Annotated in this window: 16 protein-coding genes; 6 read left to right on the top strand and 10 right to left on the bottom strand. The window is 44.9% G+C overall.

Annotated features, from left to right (window positions below; all coding sequences use genetic code 11):
* Positions 1-27 precede the first annotated feature (27 nt).
* Entirely contained in the window at positions 28-837 is an 810-nt protein-coding gene (locus ABR189_RS10330) for a ThuA domain-containing protein (RefSeq protein ID WP_354660403.1), read from the bottom strand.
* Between the two features lie 100 nt (positions 838-937).
* Here ABR189_RS10330 and ABR189_RS10325 point away from each other — a divergent pair, with 100 nt between their 5' ends.
* Positions 938-1918, top strand: a complete 981-nt coding sequence (locus tag ABR189_RS10325; RefSeq protein ID WP_354660402.1) for a glycoside hydrolase family 43 protein — start codon at positions 938-940, stop codon at positions 1916-1918.
* A 7-nt stretch (positions 1919-1925) separates the two neighbouring features.
* On the opposite strand, the gene ABR189_RS10320 is transcribed toward ABR189_RS10325, so the two are convergent.
* Both ABR189_RS10320 and ABR189_RS10315 read right to left on the bottom strand, forming a co-directional pair.
* Positions 1926-2693, bottom strand: coding sequence for a response regulator transcription factor (locus ABR189_RS10320; RefSeq protein WP_354660401.1), 768 nt, complete (start codon positions 2691-2693; stop codon positions 1926-1928).
* Positions 2694-2710: 17 nt separating this feature from the next.
* Positions 2711-5878 carry a ligand-binding sensor domain-containing protein gene (locus ABR189_RS10315; protein WP_354660400.1) on the bottom strand — a complete coding sequence of 1056 codons (3168 nt, stop codon included), beginning with the start codon at positions 5876-5878 and terminating at the stop codon, positions 2711-2713.
* Between the two features lie 164 nt (positions 5879-6042).
* Here ABR189_RS10315 and ABR189_RS10310 point away from each other — a divergent pair, with 164 nt between their 5' ends.
* From ABR189_RS10310 to ABR189_RS10295, 4 genes are read left to right on the top strand one after another with little or no spacing between them, the layout of a single operon-like run.
* Positions 6043-7005: a glycoside hydrolase family 43 protein gene (locus ABR189_RS10310; RefSeq protein ID WP_354660399.1), complete on the top strand. Its 963-nt coding sequence runs from the start codon at positions 6043-6045 to the stop codon at positions 7003-7005.
* A gap of 21 nt (positions 7006-7026) precedes the next feature.
* Positions 7027-8880 (top strand): glycoside hydrolase family 2 protein, encoded by a 1854-nt coding sequence (locus ABR189_RS10305; RefSeq protein WP_354660398.1) that lies wholly within the window; start codon positions 7027-7029, stop codon positions 8878-8880.
* A gap of 21 nt (positions 8881-8901) precedes the next feature.
* Entirely contained in the window at positions 8902-10953 is a 2052-nt protein-coding gene (locus tag ABR189_RS10300; protein ID WP_354660397.1) for a beta-L-arabinofuranosidase domain-containing protein, read from the top strand.
* 44 nt (positions 10954-10997) lie between these two features.
* Entirely contained in the window at positions 10998-12173 is a 1176-nt protein-coding gene (locus ABR189_RS10295; RefSeq protein ID WP_354660396.1) for an aldose epimerase family protein, read from the top strand.
* Positions 12174-12251: 78 nt separating this feature from the next.
* Here the strand turns inward: ABR189_RS10295 and ABR189_RS10290 are convergent, their stop codons facing one another.
* From ABR189_RS10290 to ABR189_RS10270, 5 genes are all read right to left on the bottom strand, one after another.
* Positions 12252-12845 carry a YceI family protein gene (locus ABR189_RS10290; RefSeq protein WP_354660395.1) on the bottom strand — a complete coding sequence of 198 codons (594 nt, stop codon included), beginning with the start codon at positions 12843-12845 and terminating at the stop codon, positions 12252-12254.
* 49 nt (positions 12846-12894) lie between these two features.
* A complete protein-coding gene (locus ABR189_RS10285) occupies positions 12895-13524 on the bottom strand; it encodes a nitroreductase family protein (RefSeq protein ID WP_354660394.1) in 630 nt (209 codons plus the stop codon).
* A 24-nt stretch (positions 13525-13548) separates the two neighbouring features.
* Positions 13549-13992: a DoxX family protein gene (locus tag ABR189_RS10280; RefSeq protein ID WP_354660393.1), complete on the bottom strand. Its 444-nt coding sequence runs from the start codon at positions 13990-13992 to the stop codon at positions 13549-13551.
* 72 nt (positions 13993-14064) lie between these two features.
* Positions 14065-14514, bottom strand: coding sequence for a MarR family winged helix-turn-helix transcriptional regulator (locus ABR189_RS10275; RefSeq protein WP_354660392.1), 450 nt, complete (start codon positions 14512-14514; stop codon positions 14065-14067).
* 346 nt (positions 14515-14860) lie between these two features.
* Entirely contained in the window at positions 14861-16837 is a 1977-nt protein-coding gene (locus tag ABR189_RS10270) for a PKD domain-containing protein (RefSeq protein ID WP_354660391.1), read from the bottom strand.
* A 227-nt stretch (positions 16838-17064) separates the two neighbouring features.
* On the opposite strand from ABR189_RS10270, the gene ABR189_RS10265 reads away from it, so the two are divergent.
* Complete coding sequence (locus ABR189_RS10265) at positions 17065-17217, top strand: hypothetical protein (protein ID WP_354660390.1); 153 nt, start codon at positions 17065-17067, stop codon at positions 17215-17217.
* 96 nt (positions 17218-17313) lie between these two features.
* Here ABR189_RS10265 and ABR189_RS10260 read toward each other — a convergent pair whose 3' ends face one another.
* Positions 17314-17892 (bottom strand): hypothetical protein, encoded by a 579-nt coding sequence (locus ABR189_RS10260; protein WP_354660389.1) that lies wholly within the window; start codon positions 17890-17892, stop codon positions 17314-17316.
* A 22-nt stretch (positions 17893-17914) separates the two neighbouring features.
* Positions 17915-18952: a tRNA dihydrouridine synthase DusB gene (dusB, locus tag ABR189_RS10255; protein ID WP_354660388.1), complete on the bottom strand. Its 1038-nt coding sequence runs from the start codon at positions 18950-18952 to the stop codon at positions 17915-17917.
* Between the last annotated feature and the right edge of the window lie 42 nt (positions 18953-18994).

The raw sequence follows: 18994 nt of genomic DNA, 5'->3' as shown, positions 1-18994 counted from the left end.
TGCGGTAAGGTGCCGGCAGGCTGCTGGTCAGTGACCTTGAGCAGCCCACATAATAGCGTTACGGAGTAGGGTGGTGTAAGCGGTGTTACTAAATAAGATAGGGGAGTGCCCCATGAAAATATACAGGTTTCGTGCAGCCATGTGCGGATTGGTCCATATTACGGGATGATCACCCATTTTAATATCGGAGGCAGGTGTATAAGAGGTTTCATCTACGCTGGCCAGTACATATACCGCCGAACGGGGGCTTTTGTTATAGGTATACCATTCTTCCTGCGCAATCACAAAGGAAGCAGGAATACCTTTCATGCATGGGTGGCTGGTATCTTCTACCTGCACTTTACCTGCTGCAAAGGTGGGGATATAATTGGTAAACCGGATTCCTCCCATAAAACGGGAGAACCACTGCCATATAGGATAACCATCAAACTCGCCTAAGAGGGTGGCGTGATGCAAGCCTACCCAACCTATTTTTCCTGAACTGATATAGTGTTCGAAAGCATCCACTGCCTTTTTTTTCCAGGCATAAGGAGGGTAATCTAACTGGAGGAACAGCTGATACCGGGATAAAAAAGTGCTATCTATCCTGTCGGTATTCGTTATATAGTCGATCGAAAAAGCACTGTCGGTTGCCAGCTGATTCAGCCAGGGCTTGGCTGCTTGGGTAAATGCCAGGTGATGGCCTCCATTTTCTGCCAGTACGATTACATGGAACCGCTTTTTAACCGGCGTACTGGTGGCTATGCCACAGAAAGCCTGGAATGGGAGCATGAGTAGCAGCGGTCCTGCGAAAAGCAACAGTATGAAGTATTTATGGGGAAGAATTGGCCGATTCATCACTGAATAATGATTATGAGCGTAATACATTGTTCAAGATATCCTTTTTTAAGAAATTTCTGGAAGAGAATTTTTACTTTAGTTGTAAACGCTTTGCTTCATGAAAACTGTACTGACAAGCCTCTGTTATATATTGTTGGTTTTGGGCGCTGTAGCACAATCTAAAGGGAAAATAGCTGCTGGTAACCCGGTGTTTCCTGGCTGGTATGCTGATCCGGAAGGGGTGATATTTGACAAACAGTACTGGATATATCCTACTTATTCAGCGCCTTATGAGCAACAGGTTTTCTTTGATGCTTTCTCCTCCAAAGATCTGGTCAACTGGACCAAACATCCTCATATCCTGGATACACAACGGGTTACCTGGGCCAAACGCGCCATGTGGGCGCCAGCCATCGTAAAGAAGGGCAAGCAATACTTTCTTTTCTTCAGCGCTAATGATATTCATGACCCTGCTAAAGAAACAGGTGGAATAGGGGTGGCAGTTAGTGATAAGCCAGGAGGACCGTTTAAAGATTATCTGGGTAAACCATTGATAGGAGAACTGCATAATGGTGCGCAGCCTATTGATCAGTTTGTTTTTCAGGATAAGGACGGACAGTATTATATCATCTATGGTGGCTGGCGGCATTGTAACATTGCCCGCCTCAATAATGACTTTACGGGATTGCTTCCTTTTGAAGATGGCACCGTGTATAAAGAGATGACACCTGAAAAGTATGTGGAAGGTCCATTTATGTTTATCCGGAATGGCAAGTATTATTTTATGTGGTCGGAAGGAGGATGGGGCGGACCGGATTATAGTGTGGCTTATGGAGTAGCAGATACTCCGGTAGGGCCCTTTAAGCGTGTGGGAAAGATCCTGCAACAGGACGCAGCAATAGCCACCGGAGCAGGGCATCATTCCGTGATACATGTGAAGAAGGGGGACAAATGGTTTATTGTATACCATCGCCGCCCATTAGGAGAAACGGATATCAATTACCGCGTTACCTGCATTGATGAAATGCATTTTGGTCCTGATGGTGAAATACTGCCTGTAAAGATTACAAAGGAAGGCGTAAAAGCGCATAAGTTGTAGGCCGCACTTACTTTTCTGTTCGCTTGAGTGCAATATACTCGGTGGGCGACATGCCAAACTGTTTCAGGAAATTCTTCCCAAAATGTGTTTGTGAACTGTAGCCTACCATTTCAGAGATTTCGTAGATCTTGTATTGCCCCGTAGCCAGTAGCTCAGCTGCCTTTTTGAGGCGGGCAATATTGATCAGTTCATGTGGTGTCAGATCAGAGAGCGCCTTGATTTTGCGATAAAGGGTGGGGCGGCTCATATTCATCATATCAGCCAGTTGCTCTACGTCCAGGTTGATATTTACAATGTGCTTGTCAATGGTGTCATTCAGTGTTTCAATAAAAGTTTCATCTGCTTTGGAATAAGCGATACTTTTTATATGCGCCATCGGAGAGCTGGCAAAATACGCTTTTATTTTATTCCTGTTGGTCAGCAGGTTCGCGATCTGGGCCTGTAAATATTCCGGTGAAAACGGCTTCTCAATATAAGCGTCGGCACCCAGTTCCAGCCCTTGTATTTTGGCCTGGAAGGTGTTTTTTGCGGTAAGCAATATCACCGGCACATGGCTATACTCCACATTCGATTTAATCTGTCTGCACAGTTCAAAACCATCCATCACGGGCATCATAATATCGCTGATTACCAGTTGTACAGGTGTTTCAAGTAATAATTGCAATGCTTCTTTTCCATTCAACGCAGTGAGCACTTCATATTTATCACTCAGATCATCTGATAAAAAAGCCAGTATTTCATCATTGTCATCTACCAATAATATAGGTGGTTTCATAACGTTGCTGTTTAAAACTATCTGCCCAGGTTAAATTCTATTTCCTGACGGATAGGTAACGTAAGTGCAAAAATATTCAATTCCTGCTCAATAGGATATAATTTCAGGCTGCCTTTATGCAGGGTGGTCAGTGAAAGGGCTAATGAAAGCCCGATACCGGTACCGGATTGTGATTCCGTTTCTTTCAGCCGGAAAAAAGGTTCAAAGATTTTTTCCTTCATTTCAGCAGGAATGAGCGGGCCGTCGTTTTTAATCAATATGGTAAAATGATCCTCCTCCGGAGCAATCGGTAATAAGTTGATATATACCTTACTGCTGGCATATTTGATGGCATTGCCAATCAGGTTGCTTAAAATCTTGTGAAAGGCTTCTGCATCTACATATGCATAGAAACCAGGAGACATAATATTCAGCTCAAAATGCAGGGATTTTTGCTCTGCAGCGGGTCTGAAGTTGATATACAACTCATTCAGGACCTCCCCGATGTTCGTTTTTACAAAGCTGAGATAAAAGTGGTGGATTTCTGTTTTTCTGAAGTCCAGTAACTGGTTGGTCAAACGCAGCAACCGGTCTGTATTCCTTTCCATGATGAGCAGATTGTTTTTTATCTGTGGTACCTCATCGGCTTTTTTAATGATCTTCTCCATGGGGCCTTTGATCAGGGTCAGCGGTGTTCTGATCTCATGGGCCAGGTTCGTGAAGAACTGGATTTTGGCCTGGTATATTTCTTTTTCCTTTTCGTGTTCAAAGAGAAGGAGCTGCCGCTTGTTTTTTTCGTTGATGCGTTTATGATAACTGTAAAGCAGGTAATATATCAACACGCCAGCCATCAATACATAAAGCAGGTAAGCCGGAATACTGGCCCAGAACGGAGGGAGTATCTTAATCGTCAATAGCCGGGGCTGATTATTCCACACTCCGCTGCTGTTGGCGGCTTTAACCTTGAACGTATAATTACCGGGCGACAGCTTGGTGAAATAGGCCTTCCTGTTGGTTTCCAGGTTAGTCCAGTCATTATCCAGCCCTTCCATTTTGTAGGCATATTCAGTAGTGGCAGGAGAGGTATAGCTCAATGCGGCAAAATCAATACTGAAGGAGGACTGGTCATGGGCCAGGGTAATAGTGTCTGTAAACGTAACAGACTTTTTTAACGCAGGTTGCCCTTTATTGATATCCAGCTCCTTGTTATATACCTGGAAACCGGTGATGTAAACGGGAGGAGTGAACTGGCTTTTAATAAAGTCTGAAGGTATAAAGCTGATCAGTCCTTTTACACTGCCAAAATACATGCGGCCATCCTTATCTTTATAAGCAGAGTTGTAATTAAACTGATCACTGAGCAGCCCATTCGCTTTAGTATACACTTTTATCTTTTCCGTTAAAAGAGAGAAACAGGCAAGCCCCCGGGAAGTAGTTACCCACAGGTTTTTATGACCATCTTCCAGCATGCCCAGGATCAGATCGCTGGGCAATCCATTTTTGGTGGTATAAGTTTTAAATGTTTTACGGTCGGCGTTCAGTTTGCATAAACCGCCATCTGTGGCAAACCAGATACTACCGTTACTGTCTTCAAATATGCGGTTCACCCGGTTGTTGCTCAGGCTGGTACTGTCCGCAGCATCATGCACATACAGGCCTTTCTGGTTACTGCCCGGGTGGAAGAAGTAGATACCATCCCGGTAAGTACCTGCCCAGATAGTACCTTTGCTGTCTTCAAAGATGGCCAGATAAAAGATGTAATCAGGTACCTGCCGGATAGTGGTGAAATCTTTACTGACAGGATTATACCGGTACATGCCCCTGCTGGTGGCTATCAGAAGGTCGCCAGCTGAAGTACGAAGAATATTGTAAATAAAATTGCTTTTCAGTTCATGCTCTCCAGGGCCTGCTACGTAGTGCCGGAGCACTTTTCCGGTCTTAATATCCATCACATCCAGGCCATGATCAAAGGTGCCTATCCAGAGTGTATCTCCCTGAACCAATAAACCATGGATGTTGGTGTTCGAAATACCTTGTCTGGTACTGGTGGGTTTAAAACTGGTAATAACGCCAGTGGCTAAACATAGTTTGTTTAATCCGGCATCTTCTGTGCCTATCCATAGATTGCCGTAATGATCCGGACAGATTTCACGTACGGCATTTCCGCTTAAGGAGTTTTCTCCTGGTCTGGGAAAGAACTTTTCAAAGGAAGTATATTGCCGGGGAAAGTAATTCACACCTCCAAAGTAAGTGCCAGCCCAGATACCGCCTTCCTGGTCTTTGCAAAAGGTATAGATGGCATTGTCAGAAATGGAATAGGGGTCGTTATACTTTTTTTGCAGGTTAATGGATTGCCTGCTTTTCAGGTCATAGATAAAAATACCTGATTCTGTGGCAATCCAATATTCACTATCCTTGTATTGAATAAAGTCCCTGACGTATATTTCTGTTTTGTCTGTATTGTAAGTGAGTATATCTTCATAGGTGGCCGACTGGATATCAAATAACTTGAGTCCTTGTTTGGAAGTGCCGATCAGTAGTTGCCCTTCCGGTGTGGCCATGATCTTTTCTATCCAGTGGGAAGAGGTAGGCGCTGATTTGTTAAAAACAGGGTAGCTGGTAAAGGAATCATTACCCGGATCAAATTTTTCGATGGTGCCATTGCCCGTAGCTACCCAAAGACTACCATCCGGACTGTTGCAAAGTGTATTGGCGAAAAAGTATTGCGGGCCGCTGAAGGGTTGTAATTTGCCCGTGTTTTTTTGCCGCTTATAGAGGGTGTTGTCTGAAATAAACCACAGGTTGCCCCGGGCATCTTCCAGGATAGACCTTATTTCCCTGCCTGCAGTACCTTGCAGCAGGTGAAAACTCTCTGTAGTAGGATCATATTTATAAAGCCCTTTGTCAGCGCCTATCCATAAGGTGCCTTTTGAATCCTCATAAAGTTGAAGTACCACATTGCTGCCTATACTCCCAGGGTGTCCGGGATCGTATCTGAATACTTTAAAAGAGTAGCCGTCAAATCTGTTTAAGCCATCTTTGGTGCCTAACCACAGAAACCCCTGTTGATCCTGCAGACTGCAGAGCACAGAATTATTGGAAAGCCCGTTTTCTACCTGGTAGTGAATAAAACTATAGGATTGGCTATATAGAGGAGTAGTAATAGCCATCAGTAATACCAGTAAAAAGCAGGTGTATTGTTTCAAGTAACTGTTATTGGTTTGACCAAAGATAGCAGGAAAACTCAGCAAAAAACAGCCTGTTTCCCGACCCCTGAGACGGGAATAAGACAAAACAGCGAAAAATAGATACAAATGTGATAACATCCGTAGCCAGGAAATGCTTTCTTTGAAGAAGAATAATTCCACGTATGGTACTGTCCATGTTGTTTTACCTGGCCTGCGCTTTTAAAGCGCCAGGCCTTCCTTTTGCCCGGGAGGCTATCTTCCTGGCAGATCCTACGGTCTTTTATGAGAAAGGGACCTACTATCTGTATGGCACGGGTGGCAGCCGGGATGGTTTTCTGGTGTATACGTCTACAAATCTGAAAGACTGGAAAGGTCCTGCGGGGGTAAAAGAGGGATACGCCCTGCTGAAGGGGGAGAGTTATGGAACGAAAGGCTTCTGGGCTCCTCAGGTATTTAAATATCAGGGTAAATATTACATGGCCTATACCGCAGATGAAAATATTGCCATTGCAACAGGTGATAGCCCGTTAGGGCCGTTTAAACAAACTACGTTGAAAGCACTTGGGGGAACAGGGCATAAAATAGATCCTTTTGTTTTTATAGATGATGATGGGAAGATATACCTGTATCATGTACGATTGGACAAAGGCAACCGGCTGTTTGTAACAGCAATGGAGCCGGACTTGTCAGGCCTGAAGGAAACTACCACACAACTGTGTTTTGAGGTCAGTGATGTCTGGGAAAATACGGCGCATACTGGTTGGCCGGTGACGGAAGGGCCTACGGTATTAAAGTACCAGCAAAAGTATTACCTTTTTTATTCGGCAAATGATTTCAGGAATGTGGATTATGCGGTAGGCTACGCTGTAGCCCCTACGCCATATGGCCCCTGGAAGAAATATAGCGGTAATCCTATTATCAGTAAGCAGCATATACCGGCACAAGGCACCGGTCATGGCGATTTTATCACCGGCCCTAATGGAGATTTGTGGTATGTGTTCCATACACACGCAGGTAATTCAAAAGTATCTCCCAGAAAAACAGCATTGGTAAAGGCCCGGTTTATTAAAACGGGTCCCACTGACTACAAGGTGGGAATAGATACTGCCAGCTTTTACTATTTGACAACAAATAAAGACAATTAATCACATAGCTATTTAATGATCATGAAGAAATCTTCTCTGTTCCTGCTTTTAGGTTTATTGGCGCAGGCAATTGCAGTACAGGCGCAACAGTCCGCATGGAAAATAGTGCCGGGAAAAATATCCACCCCCTGGAGTGAAAAAGTAGATCCGGCAGCTACCTTACAGGAGTATCCCCGTCCACAGCTGGTACGGGAAAACTGGAAAAACCTCAACGGATTGTGGAACTACGCAATTGTAGCGAAAGGACAAAGCCAGCCTGCGGCATATCAGGGTAAAATATTAGTACCGTTTGCAATTGAGTCTGCGCTGTCTGGTGTAGGCAAAACGGTGGGAAAAGATAGTACCCTGTGGTATCATACTACTTTCACTTTGTCGGCAGCTACAAAAGGTAAGCAGGTATTACTGCATTTTGGTGCAGTAGACTGGGAAACTGTGGTATACATCAATGGAAAACAGGTGGGCACACATCAGGGCGGATTTGATCCTTTCTCTTTTGATATTACGCCTTATCTGAAAAAAGGCAGCCAACAGGAACTGTCGCTCAGCGTATGGGATCCAACGGATGAAGGTCCTCAACCCCGTGGTAAACAGGTAAGAAAACCGGAAGGTATCTGGTATACGCCTGTAACCGGTATCTGGCAAACTGTATGGCTGGAGACCGTTGCCCCAACACATATCGTATCTACCAGACAAACACCGGATATTGATCAGCAAACACTTACTGTAACGGCTGATATCGCTGCACTGAAAACGGGCGACCAGGTAAAGGTGTCTGCCTGGGATGGTGCACAGCAAATAACCGAAACAACGATTAATGAAGGTGCACCGGCGGTGCTGAAGATCAACGCGCCCAAATTGTGGTCACCTGAAAATCCTTTCCTGTATGATCTCCGCGTTACCATCCTCCGTAATGGTAAAAAAATAGATGAAGTAAAAAGTTACTTTGCTATGCGTAAGTCATCCTTTGGAAAAGACCAGCAAGGGATACAACGCATGTTGCTGAATAACAAATTTGTATTCCAGTATGGTCCGCTGGATCAGGGTTGGTGGCCCGACGGCTTATATACTGCGCCTACGGATGAAGCCCTGAAATTTGATATCGAAAAAACAAAGGAAATGGGCTTTAATATGATCCGGAAGCATATTAAAATAGAACCTGCCCGCTGGTATTACCACTGTGATAAATTAGGCGTGTTGGTATGGCAGGATATGCCAAGTGGTGACCTGGGGAATCACTGGGAACAACGCCCGGGTGTATTGGGAAATGGTACGGATAAACAACGTACACCCGCTTCCGAAGGATATTATAAAAAAGAATGGAATGCCATTATAGATGCATTGTACAATCATCCTTCCATTGTAGTTTGGGTACCTTTTAATGAAGCATGGGGTCAGTTTAAAACGGTAGAAATCACCGAGTGGACCATGAAGAAAGATCCTTCCCGGTTGGTAAACAGTGCCAGTGGTGGTAACTTCCATCCGGTGGGCCATATCATCGATCTGCACAACTACCCGGAGCCTGCGATGCCAAGGCCGGATGTATTTGGTGAAAAGCAGGTATTGGTACTGGGCGAATTTGGCGGTCTGGGATTACCGGTAGAGGGCCACGTGTGGCAGCAAAAGGATAACTGGGGATACCAGAGCTTTAAAACAGCTGCCGACCTTTTTAAAAGATATGCTAATTTAATGGTGCGGCTGGAAACACTGATCAAAAGTGGTTTGTCTGCAGCAGTGTATACGCAAACCACTGATGTAGAGGTTGAAATCAACGGGTTGATGACATACGACCGTAAAGTGATGAAGAACCCCGCCGCACAACTGAACGAGGTACATCAAAAATTATATAATCCCGCTTTGGTTACTTTAAAACCGTAAGCATTACCCTATTCTCATCATATGAAGCCAGTTTTGCTAACTACTGCGTTATTTACTGTTTTACTCACTGGTTTTACACCAGGCAGTACAAAGGATGTTTTACCTGATCCACCGGCTAAAAATGCCTTTGTATTGCCGGTGTATACACCTCTGCCATTGGGGGCTATTAAACCTAAAGGATGGTTGCTGCACCAGTTGCAGATTATGCGGGATGGTACCACGGGACACCTGGATGAAGTATATGACAAGGTAAAGCATGATAACGGCTGGACGGGTGGCAAGGGAGATGGCTGGGAAGAAACGCCCTACTGGCTGGATGGTGCAGTGCCACTGGCTTATCTGCTGGAGGATAAGACCCTGCAGACAAAAGTGTTGAAGTATATTAACTGGACACTGGATCATCAGCGTCCTTCCGGTTATTTTGGCCCGCTCACAAAAGGGGAAAGAGAGCGGGGGATACAGATCACTGCAGCGAATTGTGATGAGGGAGAGGATTGGTGGCCTAAAATGGTGATGCTGAAAGTACTGCGCCAGTATTATACAGCCACTAATGATCCCCGTGTGCTTCCGTTTATGACAAAGTATTTTCATTACCAGTTGGAAGTACTAAAAAAATGCCAGCTGGGTAAATGGACCGAATGGGCTTCTTCCCGCGGGGCCGATAATGTATTGACAGCACAATGGCTTTATACCAAAACCAAAGACGCGCGATTACTGGAGCTGGCTGAGATGATTGCTTCACAGGCTTTTGCCTGGAGTACCTGGCTGGGCAACCGCGACTGGGTAATAGGTGCTGCAGCGCAGCAGAATAGTGATCACTGGATGCGCCGTCATGGCGTAAATGTGGCGATGGGACTTAAAGATCCTGCAGTGAACTATCAAAGAACTGGGGACAAAAGATACCTGGATGCGTTGCATACCGGATTTTCTGACCTGATGGCATTACACGGATTGCCTATGGGCATTTTCTCTGCAGATGAGGATCTTAACGGTAATGATCCTACGCAGGGTACGGAGCTGTGTGCTATTGTTGAATCCATGTTTTCTCTGGAAGAAACGATCGGGGTGACAGGCGATATACGCTATATGGATGCCCTGGAACGGATGACTTTTAATGCACTGCCCACCCAAACAACGGATGATTATAACGGGAAGCAGTATTTTCAGATCGCTAACCAGGTGCAGGTAAAAAGGGGCGTGTTTAATTTTTCCCTGCCTTTTGACAGGGAAATGAATAATGTATTTGGTATGAGAAGCGGCTACACCTGCTGCCTGGCTAATATGCACCAGGGATGGACCAAGTTTGCGTCCCATCTTTGGTATGCTACCGCGGATAATGGACTGGCAGCATTGGCATTTAGTCCCAATGAAGTAACCACCAAAGTAGGCAAATCGGGCACGGAAGTAACCATCCGGGAAATAACCGACTATCCGTTTGAGGATATGGTTCATTTCGAATTTACCGCTAAAACACCTGCTACATTTCTTTTTCAGATAAGAATTCCATCCTGGTGTGCAGAGGCAGTAATAACGGTAAACGGGAGTGAATTAAGACGGGAAAAAGGCGGACAGGTAATCACCATCAACAGAACCTGGAAAAATAAGGATAAGCTGTCCCTGCAATTGCCGATGACCGTAACCACCTCTAACTGGGGGCGTAATTCCAGGGCCGTGGAAAGAGGCCCGCTGGTATATGCGCTGAAGTTAAAAGAGAAATGGGAAAAAGGACATCAGCAGGACGAAGGGGATTATTTCAGCATCTACCCGGAAAATGACTGGAATTATGGATTGTTGGAACAAACCATTCAGGCGCCTGAAAAAGACCTGAAGGTAAAGCAGGTAAAACCGGTAACGGACAGTTTTGTATGGAACCTGGCGCATGCGCCGATAGAAATCACTGCTCCTGCTAAGCAGATCCCCGGATGGCAGCTGTCAAACGATGTGGCACCACAGCCGGTAACAGACAGAAATGGTATTTACAAAGGAAAAGTAGCTGCAGAACAAACAGCCATTACGCTGGTACCTTATGGTTGTACCAAAGTGCGTATTGTAGCTTTTCCGGTAGTGAAGTAATTATATTTTGTAGGAATGTTTTACTTAATTAAACAGTACAAAGGATGAATCTTTTAAAACTTTCTTCAGGCATTGCGCTTGCCTGCATTATAGCGTTAGGGGCATGTAATCAGACACCGGGCAAACAAACAGCAGCCAACGGGGTGGATAGTATACAACAGGTGAAGTTCCCTTTACATACCGCCTTTCAGCAAATGATTGATGGTAAAAAAACAGGCTTGTTCGTACTCAAAAATAAAAACGGCATGCAGCTGGCGATGACCAACTATGGCGGGCGTATTGTGGGATTGCTGGTACCGGATAAAAACGGGAAACTGACCGATGTAGTAGTGGGGTTTGACACCGTGGAAAAATACCAGCAATCTACCGAACCCTATTTTGGTGCTACCATAGGCCGGTATGGCAACCGTATCGCGAAAGGCAAGTTTAAGCTGGATGGAAAAACATATACCTTGTTCACCAATAATGGCCCCAATACCTTGCATGGAGGTAAAAAAGGCTTCCAGGATGTGGTATGGGATGCGCAGCAACCGGACTCCCAGACGCTGGAATTAACTTACCTCTCAAAAGATATGGAGGAAGGCTTCCCCGGGAATCTCCAGGTAAAGGTGACCTACAGGCTTACAGAAGACAATGAAGTGAAAATAGATTATGAGGCCAGTACGGATAAAAAAACAGTGGTGAACCTGACCAACCACGCCTTCTTTAACCTGAACGGGGAGGGAAGTGGTAATATCCTGAAGCATATATTGCAGATCAACGGAAATGAATATACTCCGGTAGACTCCACCTTAATACCTACAGGTAAAAAACAGGCGGTAGCGGGTACTCCTTTTGACTTTAATGAGCCAACGGCTATTGGGGCAAGGATAGATCAGGAGAACGAACAGCTGAAGTTTGGAAAGGGATATGACCACAACTTTGTATTGAATGCTAATAAAGGAGGTGGATTAAATCTGGCGGCAACTGTAGTAGGAGAGGTGTCCGGTATTAAAATGGAAGTGCTGACTACTGAGCCGGGATTGCAATTCTATAGCGGTAACTTCATGCAAAGCAAAAATACTTTTAAAGGAAGTGCCAAAGATGATTTCAGAACAGCTTTTTGTCTGGAAACACAACATTTCCCGGATTCGCCTAACCAACCATCCTTTCCTTCCACAGTGCTGAATCCCGGACAAAAATATCAAACCAGTTCAGTATACCGTTTTTCCCTGAAGTAATGTTGGGAAAGGAGTGAAGCTATTATAAAAGAAAAAGCTTTCCGTATTCCGGAAAGCTTTTTCTTTTATAGTTAATGGTTAGTTTGCTTTTACAATCTCCGTGTTTACAATAATCTCTACTTTAGGAGCTACTGCATAGGCTCCGGAAGGAAGTTTGTCAGCGTATTTTACACCAAAATCCAGGCGGTTAATAGTAGCTTTTGCAGTAAACCCAGCCCTGGTTAATCCCCATGGATCTTTCTTTAACAGGCCATGATAATCTACATCAAAATTCACGCGTTTGGTGATATCACGGATGGTAAGATCTGCAACCAGTACATATTTGCCATTGGGTTTTTTAGTGAAGGATACACTTTTTAATGTCATGGCAGGATATTGCGCAGCATTAAAGAAGTCGTCTGATTTCAGGTGTTTATCACGATCTGCCACATCCGTATTGATACTGTTGACGTCTACTGTAAAGTCCAGTTTGGCTTGCTGAAAATTGGTACTGTCTTTGGTTTCCACAGTCCCATTGAATTTGGTAAAGTTGCCGTGCACATAACTGATACCCAGGTGGTTTACACTGAATATAATACTGGTATGCGCAGGATCAGCATTCCATTTTACCTGGGCAAAAGTAGCCAGGCTGCTTAAAATCAATAATGCGGTGATGATAATGTTTTTCTTCATGTTGAATAAGTATTTATCTAAGAATTGGATTTGTTTCAAAGTTGGCGGGTTAAATGTGCTCGAATAATACAGCGCGGTCCTTTCTTACCTTAGGTAAAGCAACAGTAGTATCCTCTTTAGAGCGATACCCGATAGCCATTAATGCTACTGCGGATAAGCCCTGTTCTTTTAATCCAAGGATATCATTGAATCTTTGCGGATCAAATCCTTCCATTGGGCTGGCATCTACTTTCAGTTCGGCAGCAGCGGCCAGTGCAGTCCCCAGCGCAATGTATGCCTGCCGGGCAGCCCAGTTATGCTGCGCTTCCGGCGATTTAAAGCCGTTGGCCAGCTGCGTGAGTGCGTTATGATAACCTGTCAGCGCTTCCCGGGGAACCCCTCTTTTTTTAGCTACATCCTGCAGATATGCTTCGATCAGCTCATCCGTAATCGCAGTCCATGCTGTGAATACCAGCAGATGAGAGCTCTCTACTACCTGTGGCTGGTTATATGCGGCGGGAAGCAGCTTTTTACGCAGTGCTTCATCAGATACCACCAGTACTTTATAAGGTTGTAAGCCATAAGAGGAAGCAGATAATTGCAGCGCTTCCAGGATAATATCCAGCTTTTCCTGTTCTACTTTTTGCCCTGTCATTCTTTTAGTGGCATACCGCCATTTAAGGGCATCTAAAATATCCATGTTGTTTGTGCTTTTACAAGTGAATTACTTCTTTAAGGATAACTGACGGTCTGCTGACCAGCGTCCACCTCCTTTAATGATCAATACCAGCGCAATACCAATGGCCAGCAGGTGATATTCAAATCCTTCTCCTGCCTGTGCGCCTGTCCAGTTCATGAAAAATCCGTTGCCGGAGTGCATAAAGGAAGCTACTGCCATAATGATGGCTATTAAGGCAGCCCATATACGGGTGGTAAATCCAAGTACAACCAGCAGGGAGCCAATAGATTCAGTGATGATGACCATAAAGGCTAATAAGGCCGGTATATGTGATTGTTCTGTGAAGTATTGCATAGTAGCTTTAAAGCCATAGCCGCCAAACATGCCAAATAGTTTCTGTAAGCCATGTGGCAGTATTACCAGTCCCAGCGTGATACGCAACAGGAATGTGGTGATGTCGTTGTCTGTTTGTAATAATCTTTTAAGCATAATCGGTAGTGTAATAAAGTTGTTAATGGTTTATACTAATGTTGTATATACAATAGTTAGGGCAAAAAAAAGTCATTGTCTGGCTTTAGCGAGGATCTGGCTAAGGGTAATAGCTTCTTCCTTGCTGATTTGCTGTTTGAATACTTCCAGGTTTTCGAGTAACAGGGGATCCAGCGTTGTTAACAGGTCCAGGCCCTGCTGCGTGATTTCAATATCCACCTTCCTGCGGTTCGATTCACACAGATCCCTTGTAAGCAGGTGCTTTTGACGAAGCTTCTCTACCAGCCTGGTAGCATTACTCATTTTATCCATCATACGTTCCTGTATATCGGAAAGATTGAGCGGATTAGGGTGAGCGCCCCTCAAGATCCTTAATACATTGAACTGCTGAGTAGACAGGTCAAATGGTTTTAAGATCTGCGCCGTCTTTAATTCCAGTAAATTGGAAGTGATCATAATATCCAACATCGCTACAAAATGTGCCTCCTGCACTTTTTTCTTTTTTATATCTTTTGCTTCCATTGTTGTATGTGTCACTGTTGTTGATACAACAAAGGTAAATGCATTTATTGGATAGTACCAAATTTATTTTCAAAGAATAAATCAAAGTGCTGTAAATCATACGGTTAATATGCGAGGGGATATGGTCAAAGGCAAGGATTTTTCATCTCTGGAGTGGGAATAGCTGTTAAAGGGCTTGAGTCCTGTATTTTACAGAACTCAAGCCGCGTGATTAATTATTAACCTTGTCTAAGATTTGGGGGGCAGTACACTATCTGGTCAGCCCTGTTTTATCCAGGTATCTGATAGTGGCCTGCGGGCATTTAGATAATGCGGACCAGTCCCCGGAAATACACTTTGCCGGCTATTATTGTTTGATAAACTTCTGCGTTGTTTTATGCTGGTTGCCAATAGTTGCTTCCAGAAAGTACAGGCCGGATACGAGCCGGTCAGTAGAGATGGTTTCACTGATTACCGCTGCATTTTTTGTCCACTGGCGGGTAAGGATCACTTTACCGGTGCCATCATAGATCCTGATACGTACCGGTCCTGCAGCTTTACCCATAATGCGTACATTTAGCTGATCAGCAGCAGGGTTGGGAGAAAGGGTAATATCGGCGTCGATATTATTTCCCGGCTTTTTTTCCATGATAGCTGCCCCGGAAGCTGCTGTGCCCGACCTGGCCAGCATACCGGAGGATGATTGTTCTGTGATCACCAGTCCGTTAAGGTAGGTATACGTGCCTCCCGTTCCTCTGGAAGATTGTACCACGATCTGTCCGGCAGTGGGATTAATTCCGGTAAACACCACCGCATTGGTTTTATTATTGTCTGTCACCACGTTGATCGTATCTCCATTGATAGAAAAATTGGTATTGTTGCCCGTATTTTTCCGGCTGGCATACAGGGTAATATCGTATGCTTTTGTATTGTCAAGCCCGGCAATGGTAAGGCTGTTTCTGACCGTAACATAAGCTGCATACCTGAGTACTTCCGGCGGACACATCGTTCCTCCGTAATCCACTCCATTATCAGCAATACTGGTTTGCTCCAGGTATTGTAAACTTATGGAAGAACTGGCACCATCACTGTATTGTAATGTGCCGGAGTTTAAGCTGGCATTGGTATTCCAGTTGTTCCAACCACCGGTGGTATATGGGTTGCTGCCGCCATAAAGATTTACTTTAATGGATTTACCGGTCCCTCCGCTGGCCGGATTAACCGTTACTGTTACCTGTGCGTAGGATGATGCACTGGCATTATCTGTAGCGGTAAGGCGGAATACATACACACCCTGTGCCAGTCCTGTCACTTTGGTAGATGCTGCGAGCGGAGTGCTGATAGTGGCTGTACCGCCCGACTGTTTGGTCCAGGAATAGCCGGTAATGGTACCATCCGCATCTGTTGCGCTGCCGGTGAGCTGCACACTGTCCAGCGGGAGGGTAATGGTCTGGTTGGCTCCGGCATTTACCACCGGTGGAATATTGGCAGGTGGCCCGCTGAGGGTAGTATCTCCGTTACGTAACATCCATTGCCATACATTCATCGGTACTGCCGGGCCTTTAGGCACGCTATATACATTACTGTTAGCTGTGGTCCAGGTAGTAGCGGAAGGATTGTAGGCGGTATTCCAGCAACAATGCCCTACATTACCATCAAGGGTGGTATAAATGTGGGTAGCAGCGTTTGGCATGGAATCCAGCATGTTTTGTACCAGGATGCCCATAGAGCGTGTATCCCCGGTTTGCTCCATACACAGTTGCCTGCCGCCAAATTGTTTGGCCCAATGCCCGTACCGCTGGGGATAGGGCAGGGTGGCACCATAAGTATCAGTGGGGACCACGCCCTGCATGTTGACCATTGATTTAACCCGGCTCATATAGGAGTAATCACCGGCTACCGGCATATAAGTGATAAACTCGTTCAGCACCCAGGCGCCCTCTGATAGCCCGGTAAAATGTAGGCTGTTTCTTTTGATCCTGAACTTACCCATAATAGCATCTATTACGGATTTTAGTATCCAGGGGCGGGTGTAATTCCCAGGAGGCTGTATGGAAATGATGATCGGATAATGTACCCCATTGCCTAAGGTGACTCCGCCATCCCAGCCATGCTGCATCCAGTAATGTGGGCCGTAACTCCTGAGTTTTGTCGGATCTGTTCCCACTTGTCCCTGCCCGGGAATGAAAATAATGCCCTGCAGGGAGTCTGTTTTGGAAAAGTGATTTGTATCCCTGGTCACTATTGCATTCCATCCGGCAATAGTGGTATCATAGGTAATATTCTGTGCCTTTAATGCCATAGCAAAAAGGCAGCTCAATAAAACAGGTAGTAGTCTTTTCATGGTAAAAGAGGGTTTTGGGTTTGAGGGTTTTTTTAAGGGTTTAAACGGTATAAGTAAATATAGTGAAAAAATATATTATAAAGCATTGTTTATATAGTAAGCTGGAACTTGGAAAGTAGGGGCACCAAGCATTATTTTGGGAAAAAACGGATGTATGGGAAACCATAAAACCCATTCAAAATGCGTATATTGAGCGCTGTATTTATTAACGCGATAAATTTTCAAGTATGTCACTGTTATCGAACAACAAGAAGAAAGGCGGCAAAACAGGTATTGCGCAACCCAAGGCAGCCGGACACGTGGCGCCTAAAGGAAAGGCAAACACGAAAAGCGTTTCCAGGAATACACGTCTTACCGGTGGATCTCAACGCGGATCCTGATTGCAGGAGTAATCATTTTTTAGAAAATATAAAAAAGGCTGTCTCAAATATTGATTGAGCAGCCTTTTTTGTTGTTATAACAGTAATGAGAAGTAATCAGTTTTTATCCAGGGTATGCCAATAGGCTAGTATTTCTTTTTTCACCGGGGCGGGCAATTGTTTAAAATTATCGCTGAAAGTAATATTGCCATATTTCCCTGTTGCCGTATTCAATGTTTCTCCAACCGTATAAATACCTTTTCCGTAAAACAGCAGCAGGTGTACAGATTGCTGGGCTTGGGTGGCCGCATCATGCAGGCTGTAAATAAAAAAAGCATCTACACGTTTGTCCTTGTCTGCGTCAATATATCCTTTACGGCTGTTCCAAATACTGATAAACCCATCATGTACAATGGCTGTTTCCATAGACAGCTGCCACTTGCCGGCTTCTTTGGTAAGCTTTTGCGCATAAAGCGTATCTGGCTGTGTGCCTTTATCCGGTTTGGAAAACAGGTAGATATTTTGCGACTGGCTGTCATCTACCCGGTCGGCCATCATGGCCCGGCTACCCTTATAGCTAAAGGGGGCATCCTTCAAAGAAGCAATGTCTATAGGCGATACAGTGATCTGGGCGGTAAGTGGTCGATGTAGCATCATAAAACAGCAAAGGCCGGTCAATACTTTGTAATACTTCATAACGTAAACGGTACTGCGCAGTTTATACCGGACATTTTTCGTGATAATTAATCAGTTCTATCGGGATATGAGGTGCCTCAAAACCCTGGTAGGCTGCCAGCACTTCATCCAGTACACTTTCTATTTCTTCCAGGGTATTCAGTATTACCAATCTGTTGCGGTATTCTTTAATATTGGGCAACCCCTTCAGGTAATTGGCATAATGCCGGCGCATTTCAAAAATACCCACTTTCGGTCCTTTCCATTCCAGTGATTTGCGCAGGTGCTTTTTACATACTGCTACCCGTTCTTCCAGGGTAGGAGGGGCCATGACTTCGCCCGTCTGCACGTAGTGTTTGATTTCCCGGAAGATCCAGGGATATCCGATGGCTGCACGGCCTATCATAATACCATCTACGCCATACCTGTTTTTATATTCCAATGCTTTTTGCGGGCTCTCAATATCTCCGTTCCCGAAGATAGGAATGTGGATGCGGGGATTGTTTTTCACTTTCCCTATCAGTGTCCAGTCGGCTTCCCCTTTATACATCTGGCAACGGGTGCGTCCATGGATAGATAATGCCTTGATCCCCACGTCCTGCAACCGCTCTGCTACTTCTTCAATGTTTTTGGTAGCATCATCCCAGCCTAATCTTGTTTTGACCGTTACAGGCAATTTAGTCGCCTTTACGCAGGCAGCGGTAAGGCGTACCATCAGGTCTATATCTTTCAATACTCCTGCACCGGCTCCTTTACAGGCCACCTTTTTTACCGGGCATCCAAAATTGATGTCCAGCAGGTCGGGATTGGTAACATCCACAATCCTGGATGCCATGGCCAGACTATCTTCATCACCACCAAAGATCTGTATACCGATAGGACGCTCATAGTCGAATATATCCAGCTTTTTACGGCTTTTGATAGCATCCCGGATCAGTGCCTCACTGGAGATAAACTCCGTATACATCAGATCAGCGCCATTATCCTTGCATACTGCACGGAAAGGCGGATCGCTCACGTCTTCCATGGGAGCAAGCAATAAAGGAAAATCAGGCAGCACTAAATTATCAATCTTTACCAATGTCTTTGATTTGTAGTGATTTATGGCCTCCGGCATGCATTA

The organism is Chitinophaga sp. H8, assembly GCF_040567655.1.
GTDB classification, from domain to species: domain Bacteria; phylum Bacteroidota; class Bacteroidia; order Chitinophagales; family Chitinophagaceae; genus Chitinophaga; species Chitinophaga defluvii.
The sequence above is the reverse complement of the archived record's forward strand: the minus strand, read 5'-3'. Positions and strand labels throughout refer to the sequence as shown.

What these genes read in the sequence shown, in the direction of transcription:
- ABR189_RS10260 (WP_354660389.1), bottom strand. Translation starts at nt 17,892, where the DNA reads ATGAAGTATTACAAAGTATTGACCGGCCTTTGCTGTTTTATGATGCTA.
- ABR189_RS10285 (WP_354660394.1), bottom strand. Translation starts at nt 13,524, where the DNA reads ATGGATATTTTAGATGCCCTTAAATGGCGGTATGCCACTAAAAGAATG.
- ABR189_RS10325 (WP_354660402.1), top strand. Translation starts at nt 938, where the DNA reads ATGAAAACTGTACTGACAAGCCTCTGTTATATATTGTTGGTTTTGGGC.
- ABR189_RS10275 (WP_354660392.1), bottom strand. Translation starts at nt 14,514, where the DNA reads ATGGAAGCAAAAGATATAAAAAAGAAAAAAGTGCAGGAGGCACATTTT.
- ABR189_RS10330 (WP_354660403.1), bottom strand. Translation starts at nt 837, where the DNA reads ATGAATCGGCCAATTCTTCCCCATAAATACTTCATACTGTTGCTTTTC.
- ABR189_RS10300 (WP_354660397.1), top strand. Translation starts at nt 8,902, where the DNA reads ATGAAGCCAGTTTTGCTAACTACTGCGTTATTTACTGTTTTACTCACT.
- ABR189_RS10320 (WP_354660401.1), bottom strand. Translation starts at nt 2,693, where the DNA reads ATGAAACCACCTATATTATTGGTAGATGACAATGATGAAATACTGGCT.
- ABR189_RS10265 (WP_354660390.1), top strand. Translation starts at nt 17,065, where the DNA reads ATGTCACTGTTATCGAACAACAAGAAGAAAGGCGGCAAAACAGGTATT.
- ABR189_RS10305 (WP_354660398.1), top strand. Translation starts at nt 7,027, where the DNA reads ATGAAGAAATCTTCTCTGTTCCTGCTTTTAGGTTTATTGGCGCAGGCA.
- ABR189_RS10290 (WP_354660395.1), bottom strand. Translation starts at nt 12,845, where the DNA reads ATGAAGAAAAACATTATCATCACCGCATTATTGATTTTAAGCAGCCTG.
- ABR189_RS10280 (WP_354660393.1), bottom strand. Translation starts at nt 13,992, where the DNA reads ATGCTTAAAAGATTATTACAAACAGACAACGACATCACCACATTCCTG.
- ABR189_RS10295 (WP_354660396.1), top strand. Translation starts at nt 10,998, where the DNA reads ATGAATCTTTTAAAACTTTCTTCAGGCATTGCGCTTGCCTGCATTATA.
- ABR189_RS10310 (WP_354660399.1), top strand. Translation starts at nt 6,043, where the DNA reads ATGGTACTGTCCATGTTGTTTTACCTGGCCTGCGCTTTTAAAGCGCCA.
- ABR189_RS10270 (WP_354660391.1), bottom strand. Translation starts at nt 16,837, where the DNA reads ATGAAAAGACTACTACCTGTTTTATTGAGCTGCCTTTTTGCTATGGCA.